The organism is Halobacillus sp. BBL2006, assembly GCF_000786645.1.
Taxonomy (GTDB): Bacteria; Bacillota; Bacilli; order Bacillales; family Halobacillaceae; genus Halobacillus.
The window spans coordinates 1-6,730 of record NZ_JRNX01000643.1 but is presented as its reverse complement, the minus strand read 5'-3'; the positions used below and the strand labels follow the sequence as shown (position 1 = coordinate 6,730).

Below are 6,730 nucleotides of genomic sequence, written 5' to 3'. Positions count from 1 at the left end.
GGCTTCCCCGCCATATTTTCCAGAAGAATCTTACACTCGCCCTGCCACTGACTTAGCACTTTATTAAGTACTTCAATCATTAACCGATAGCTGGCCAACGGGTCATCCTTGAATATATCTTTCCCGAAGTGAACCACCACTCCTAGGGACCCACACGCCTCAGCGATCGCTAAATCATTCAAAAGTGAGGCGGTGACCTGCTCTTTTTTATGGTTATCGGAGGGTGTTAATGACGTAGGGTATGACGTATGGGCTACAGATACAAGCCCCTCTTTCTTACAGAAGCCCCTGCACAGCGCTGCATCTTCTTTATTAAACGATTTAACCGATAAAGTTCTCGGATTCTTCGGAAAATATTGAAACGCATCCGCGTTTAAAGATGCTGCCTGTTTTGCTGCTCCTAAATAACCATCCTTAATTGAAACGTGACTGCCAAAGATCACTCCAGGGTCCTCCTTTCCTCTTGCGAAGAGGGTCATTTTTTGTTAGTTTAACCTGAATGAATAAAATCATCTGGTTTCCACTCAAGCCTTTGAGCTTTCTCTTTTCCACACCAAAGTAGTGTTAGAAGATATTATGGAAGCATTTTTACAGTCTTTTTTCATACAATTCACTTAGAGGTGATAATCAATGCCAAGGATAAAATATAACAACAGTGACGTTGCATTAATAGCAAGAATGATGCGGGCAGAAGCAGAAGGTGAAGGACGGCTGGGGATGCTGATGGTTGGAAATGTCATTGTCAATCGAGTAAAAGCGAATTGTTTAGATTTCGAAGGGTTAAGATCCGTACCGGATGTGATTTATCAAGTGCAAGGAGGAAATTTTTCTTTTGAAGCCGTACAAAAAGGGAATGTTTTTTATAACAGAGCAAGAGGTGTAGAAAAGAGATTAGCCAAACAAGTCTTAAACTATTGGAGACAGCACCCTTCCAAGTTTGCGCTCTGGTATTTTAATCCTTATGGTGAATGTCCATCTACATGGTACGGCCAGCCATTTACAGGACAATTCAAGCAACATTGTTATTATGAGCCGCAGGCGAATACATGTGCTAGCGTTTATAGATGGTAAAAAAATACTCCATCACAAGTTGGAGTATTTTTTTGTATTTTCTACGCAATCAAGTTCACTACCTTTTTTACATAAAACCCTTTTACACTGAGTATAGAATTGAATAAAAAATGAAACAGCCTTCATAACATAAACAAAGTTCGACTTTCTTTATGTCATGAAGGCTGTTTTTCGGAGATAGATAAAGTCACCGGATTTTGACTATATCCCCTCTTATCCTCTATACTTGATCGTTAATCCTTTTAAGAAGTTTCGAGCATATTGATCACCGAACTGCTTATAATTCTTGTGTCCTTCTTTTCTTAATAGCGCGCTTAATTCCCCTTTTGTTATCTTCACGCCCGCTTCATCTAAAATATCGATGACATCTTCATTCGTTAATTTCAGAGCGATCTTCACTTTTTTCAGCATGACGTTATTCACGCTTGATTGATTCTTGATCGACCGGTCTGGTTTATTCGGCTGTCCAGGTTTTAGTTCTTGTGGACCTCTTTTAAAAGTAATGAAGCCATTTAAAAAGGACTCCAGCATACTATTCGTACATTTGATATGCTCTTCACTTTGAGCTTCTTCATCATAGTCATCTTCCTCATCGTAAAACTCATCCGATCTGGTTAATATCTTTAATACTTCTTCTTTTGTGACGTCCACGCCGCCAAGTTTAAATATTTCGATCATATCTTGATCTTTGATATCCAGGGCGTATCTTAATCTAATTAATATATCATTATTATCCATTTATAGACCTCCAATATATTGCCACTTAATTCGAAAGCATACTTCAGAAAACTACCAAGGTCCTATCATAACACGTTCAATTCTAGGTTAGTCTATCCATTGAAAAAAATTCTTAACGATCCATTGAAGTAGAATAGGTGGTGAGGGACTCCATGAACTTTCACTACATGATTAAGTCAAGCTTCTCTAGTGAATCACAATAACAATGAAATTATCTAAACTTTTCCTCACAATATTCTTAACGTTCAGTGCGCAGGTGAGAAATTAATCAGCCCTGCATATCCTTGATCATCACTCCAACTAGTGCCTCCTGATACCCCGCTTTGCCGGTCCGCCTCATCGCAAGTATCACTTCATTAAGCTCTGGCGATTCGATCGAATCAAGCTTTTTTAACCGACTCTCAGAAATCTCCACCTCAGGGGCAGACGCTTCGTAATCCCGAACCGACATTCTCCACAGCACAACCTGGTCAGGATAGCGCTTCTTCATTAAATCTGCCATCTTCAAGCCTTCCGGATCAAAGTCCCCGGAATAGTAGAGAGTTACTCCCTCTGCCACCAGATAATCGAAAAGTTTCCACGTCGCAAGCTTTACCTGCCCCTGCGTCGAGACGAGCGGAACAGAGGTCACTTCATCAAGCAGCATCGAACAGACTCCGGAGTTTTCCACAACAAATACGCGCTCACTATCCGGTACGTATACCCGCTCGAGCGTCATCAGTTCCCGAAGCGTTATATTCCTTACAAGCTGGATCTTGTAAGCTTCACGCCAGACCGGGTGAACCCCGCCCCCATCATCCGCCAAGAGATTGGCACACGTGACAAAATTCATTAGATCATCACGAAGTAAACCGTAAGCCTCAAGCAGCTCAGTTACCCCTTCGGATGTTTTAGGGACGGCCGTTTCCTGATCCATGCTTAACAAATGAATCCATAGTTTCCCAAGCGGACGGCTTCCGTCAAAGGCGTGGGGATCTTGAGTAATACGCTGGCTGAATTTCGGCAGCCGCTCGAACTGTCCGGGGGACGGCCGAGTACGGAACGCATGGTCCAGCTGTTCCATCAATGCAAGAAAACTCTTTTCCTCCTTCATCCACGGAAAAAAAGAATAGGTAGAGGGTGGCTTTTCTCTCAGTATCTTCACCCAGAACGAAAGTGCCGGGTATTCCACTTCTATTGTTTGAAAGAAATTCTCGAGACGCCTTTCTTTTTCTGCTGCCTGTTTGGCGTTCGACACAAGTGTCTCCCCGAAATACTGCTCTAGAATCTCCACAAGACTAAGGCCTTCAAATTTCGTATCCAACAGCCGTTTCTCAAAAGCAGAAAGCGAGACGCGGCTGCTCCAGACTTCCTCGGGGGATTTACCCAGAAACCCTGCGATGGCTTCAACTTCTGATTCCGTATATTCTTTTATGGACACACTTCCTCCGATGCGTCCCAGCGACTGATACTTGTTTCTAAAATCGTCAAACAGGCGATGAAAGGGTTCTGAGCGAAAGAACGCAACCGCCTCTTCCCGCTTATCCATCGACCTCGACCTCTTTTTCCCGATTTTCCAGTGACTGACCGTTCCATTCATAGTTCATAACCGCTACAAATCCCACATTCAGCGGGCGGATCAATTCACTGACAGCAAGATTTTTGACCGTATCATAGTCTCCCCAGAGTACTTGGGAATTCATAATGTAATCAAAACCAAGCTCCTCAACGATCTCAAACATTTCACGGATATTATTCTCATCGACTCCCGCAAACGCCTCATCAAGCGAGATAATGTACGGTGCTGAATCCGATGCCTCCTGGTATCTCGAATAGCAAGCAGCGAACAGGGGAATGTACATCGCCATTGCCTTTTCTCCACCACTGAATTTATAAAACGCGTTGTTCGTCAGTTCACGTTTCGGCTCATCCGGACGCTTGTACGAGAGTACAAAGGAGAACCACTTCCGGTAGTCGAGCACTTCCTTAAGGACCTGAAGCAACGTTTGGCCTTCGCCTTTTTCAAACATCGTCTCTTTCGCACGATCAATTCTTGAACGGAAATGCTCGATCATCCGGTCAAAGTCTTCCTCCTTCATTATCTGCGGCTTCCGGTGCAGAAGTTCGACAAGCTCTTTTGTATCGAGTTCTTCATCATGATCAGCTGTCCTTGGCTTCCATCGAATCGAAAACGTGAGGCCAGAAGAAGAATTTCGCGATTCCATTAGACCGTTCATCTTCTCCGTCCACTTCTCCGCACGTCGGATCCTACTCCTCAACTTGTTGCCAACAGATTTGAACAATATTTCCTCATACAGTTCCCGGTCTTGTTCATCAAGCATTTGCTTTTGGTGGGCCTGAATTTCCCGCTGCTTTTCTTCTGCCGTCATCGGCGAAACCTGACGTCCTTCGTAGTTCAGTTCGACAAAGTTTCTACCTGAGGCATCCTCCCATTCCTTATATATAAGCCGCTCCTCATTCGTCAGCTCCTCTTCAAATGAGTCTGAGTAGAGATTACCCGGATATTGCTGCATCTGATATTCTACAAGGTCCTGGTTCACCTCATGGAATTTCTTCGTCACCTGCTCCAACAGCTGAGATTCACGCTGGTCCTCCTTGAAAGAGACAGCAAGTGAACGGGCCAGACTTTCTTCAGACGATTCTTTTGGAAAATCGACAAAGTCGAGTTCACTTTCCCAAACAAACAACCTGCGCCATTCCGCCTCCATAAAGCAAGAAAACTTTAACCGGCGCCTGTTTTCATCCCCCTCACTCTTCAACTTATCGACTGCTACTTCCATCCTTGGTATCTCATTCATCAGAGTAGACAATCGTTTCCGCACCCGCCCCTGTTCTTCCAGCACGACGGAAATTTCCCGGCGGATCTCTTCTGCTTCTTGGTGTTTTAACTGGTCGCGAATCGCTTCAAGCGTCATCTTTCGTCTCGATACCTGATCGACTAAACCGTTAATTTCACCTTGTAGCTCATCAATTTCAGCCTGACGCTCCTCAATTCTTGCACGCAGACTTTCCTGGTCCTTTTGAATGTACAGAAACGTTTGATGCAACAGCTCTAATTTGGAAAGGTCATCCCGATAACGGTCCATAACGAGCACCGCTTTCTTGTAAGTCTCACGTGTCCGCGTCAGCTCATACGGCCTTGTATCCTCCTCCAATTGGTGGTTCATGGAGCGAAACTCACGATACAACGCCTTGCGCTCTTTATCTTTATCTTTCATGTTTTCTGTCAGATGCTCAATCCGACGGCGTGTATTCATCAGATCCTGAAAAATCTCTATAAGATCTTCATCATCTGGAAATCGTCGGAGCGCTGTAGTCGAGATGTTGATCATTTTCTCTAGGTCATGTAGTTCCTGTTGAATATCGGACACTTGCTCCTTCAACGACTGGATCTGCTGTTCAAGTTCACGGATTTTCTCTTTCCGGTAACGCTCACGAGCCGTCCGACCGATGAATTTTGCTTCGCCTGCATGTGGTGCATGTCCTGTGAGCAAATCAAGGCGGTATGATCCGTCTTCAGAGATCGAAGCTCCCCCTTCTCCGATTTGGATGCTCAACAGCACATCCTCAACCACTGCTTTGCTTACGTTTCCATCAAGAACATCTGCTTGTAAGTAATCATTGAGTGTATGTGCCATCGTCTTTGGTTCAGGAACAATCACGCGGTCATGCTTTACCTTCGTTGCCTCCTCCGTTATCAGTGCATCGAGAAGTCCCATCTCAAAGAGGGCCGCCTCAATTCGATTTTTTGTGTCAAAATTAATTCCATCTCGAAACTCTACCGCTTCATATAAGGGTACGACAGGTACCCCCGTCCACGCTACGCGTGCTTCAACGGTTCCTTCTGAACGCGGCGGCTCAGGGTCGCGCTTTTTCTTCCATGTCTCTAGTTCATATTTCGCGGTTTCAAGATCCAGTTCCAGAAGATCAAGCGCATGTTCTTTCTTCAGCTTCTCTGCCCCAAGCTGCTTCGTGTACGCTTCATGTTTCTTATAAAAAGGTTCAAAGACTTCCCTATACTGGACAGGCTCATATAACGAATACAGTCTCCTTGATGTTTCCTGAAGAACTTCGTCTTCCACCTGCCATGGTGCCTCTTTCACCCATGTAAAAATTTCTTCAATTTTCTTCTGTTTATCCTCATCAAACGTGCGCTGCCATTCGCGCTCCTCAATGATCCTCCGGTCACGATTAAGCTCAAGCACACTGTATTCTCGTTCTTTCTCTTGGCGCTTCTCCTTCATCTTCTCAAGCTTTTCAAGCCTCTCCTCAAGCTCTCTCAGTGTTCGAATATGAGCGTTGGACTGTTTTTTCCACGTCTCAAAGGAAACATCCGCAAGCCGCCTAAAATCCTTCACATTGAACTCATGATTTAAAAATGAAGCCTCCGCCGCATCATTCTCTAAATCCGTCAGCTGATCCTCGATCGCTTCCTCCTGCTGTTGTTCGTGCATTTCTTTTCCATCAAGCTCTGTGCGGAGGCCACGCTCAGCCCGCTGCTTTGTCGTCAGCTTTTCTTCTTTGCCTTGAAGATTCTTTTCTTCATACTTGAGATTTTCTTCTTCCTCTTTCTTCTCACGCTCAAGCCGCCACACATCATGCGACCTCAAGCGTTCCTCCTGGTCTGTCAACACTGCCTCCCGGCGGGTAACGTGATCTCTTTCCTCTACAAGGTTCTGAAGTTCTTCTTCTTTCCTGTTCGTTGCTGTACGTGCCTCTTCAAGCGCCGTCTTATAAGCCTCGACTCGTCGTGATGCCTCCTGCCACTTTGCCGCATGATGCCCAAGACGGAACTGGTTGTATCGACCATACACCTCACTCATCTTCCCTAGAGCCTCAATATGACGCTCGACTTGATCAATGTGCTGACGCGTCTCATCCATATGCTCGATCGTATCCGATAAATGACGCAAGTCGTCAT

Annotated in this window: 5 protein-coding genes; 1 reads left to right on the top strand and 4 read right to left on the bottom strand. The window is 45.0% G+C overall.

The features are described 5' to 3' along the window. A partial coding sequence (locus LD39_RS17535) for a TIM barrel protein (RefSeq protein ID WP_035550758.1) occupies window positions 1-443 on the bottom strand: 443 nt, incomplete at its 3' end. Window positions 444-630: 187 nt separating this feature from the next. Between LD39_RS17535 and LD39_RS17530 the strand changes: the two genes are divergently transcribed. Next, window positions 631-1,071: a cell wall hydrolase gene (locus LD39_RS17530; protein ID WP_035550755.1), complete on the top strand. Its 441-nt coding sequence runs from the start codon at window positions 631-633 to the stop codon at window positions 1,069-1,071. Between the two features lie 213 nt (window positions 1,072-1,284). Here LD39_RS17530 and LD39_RS17525 read toward each other — a convergent pair whose 3' ends face one another. From LD39_RS17525 to LD39_RS17515, 3 genes are all read right to left on the bottom strand, one after another. After that, window positions 1,285-1,809 carry a DUF1456 family protein gene (locus LD39_RS17525; protein ID WP_035550752.1) on the bottom strand — a complete coding sequence of 175 codons (525 nt, stop codon included), beginning with the start codon at window positions 1,807-1,809 and terminating at the stop codon, window positions 1,285-1,287. A 268-nt stretch (window positions 1,810-2,077) separates the two neighbouring features. Further along, entirely contained in the window at window positions 2,078-3,337 is a 1,260-nt protein-coding gene (locus LD39_RS17520) for a TIGR02679 family protein (RefSeq protein WP_035550749.1), read from the bottom strand. Beyond that, a partial coding sequence (locus tag LD39_RS17515; protein WP_035550746.1) for a TIGR02680 family protein occupies window positions 3,330-6,730 on the bottom strand: 3,401 nt, incomplete at its 5' end. The genes LD39_RS17520 and LD39_RS17515, both read right to left, overlap by 8 nt.

Coding starts and splice junctions, on each gene's coding strand:
- LD39_RS17530 (WP_035550755.1), top strand. CDS start 631: ATGCCAAGGATAAAATATAACAACAGTGACGTTGCATTAATAGCAAGA.
- LD39_RS17525 (WP_035550752.1), bottom strand. CDS start 1,809: ATGGATAATAATGATATATTAATTAGATTAAGATACGCCCTGGATATC.
- LD39_RS17520 (WP_035550749.1), bottom strand. CDS start 3,337: ATGGATAAGCGGGAAGAGGCGGTTGCGTTCTTTCGCTCAGAACCCTTT.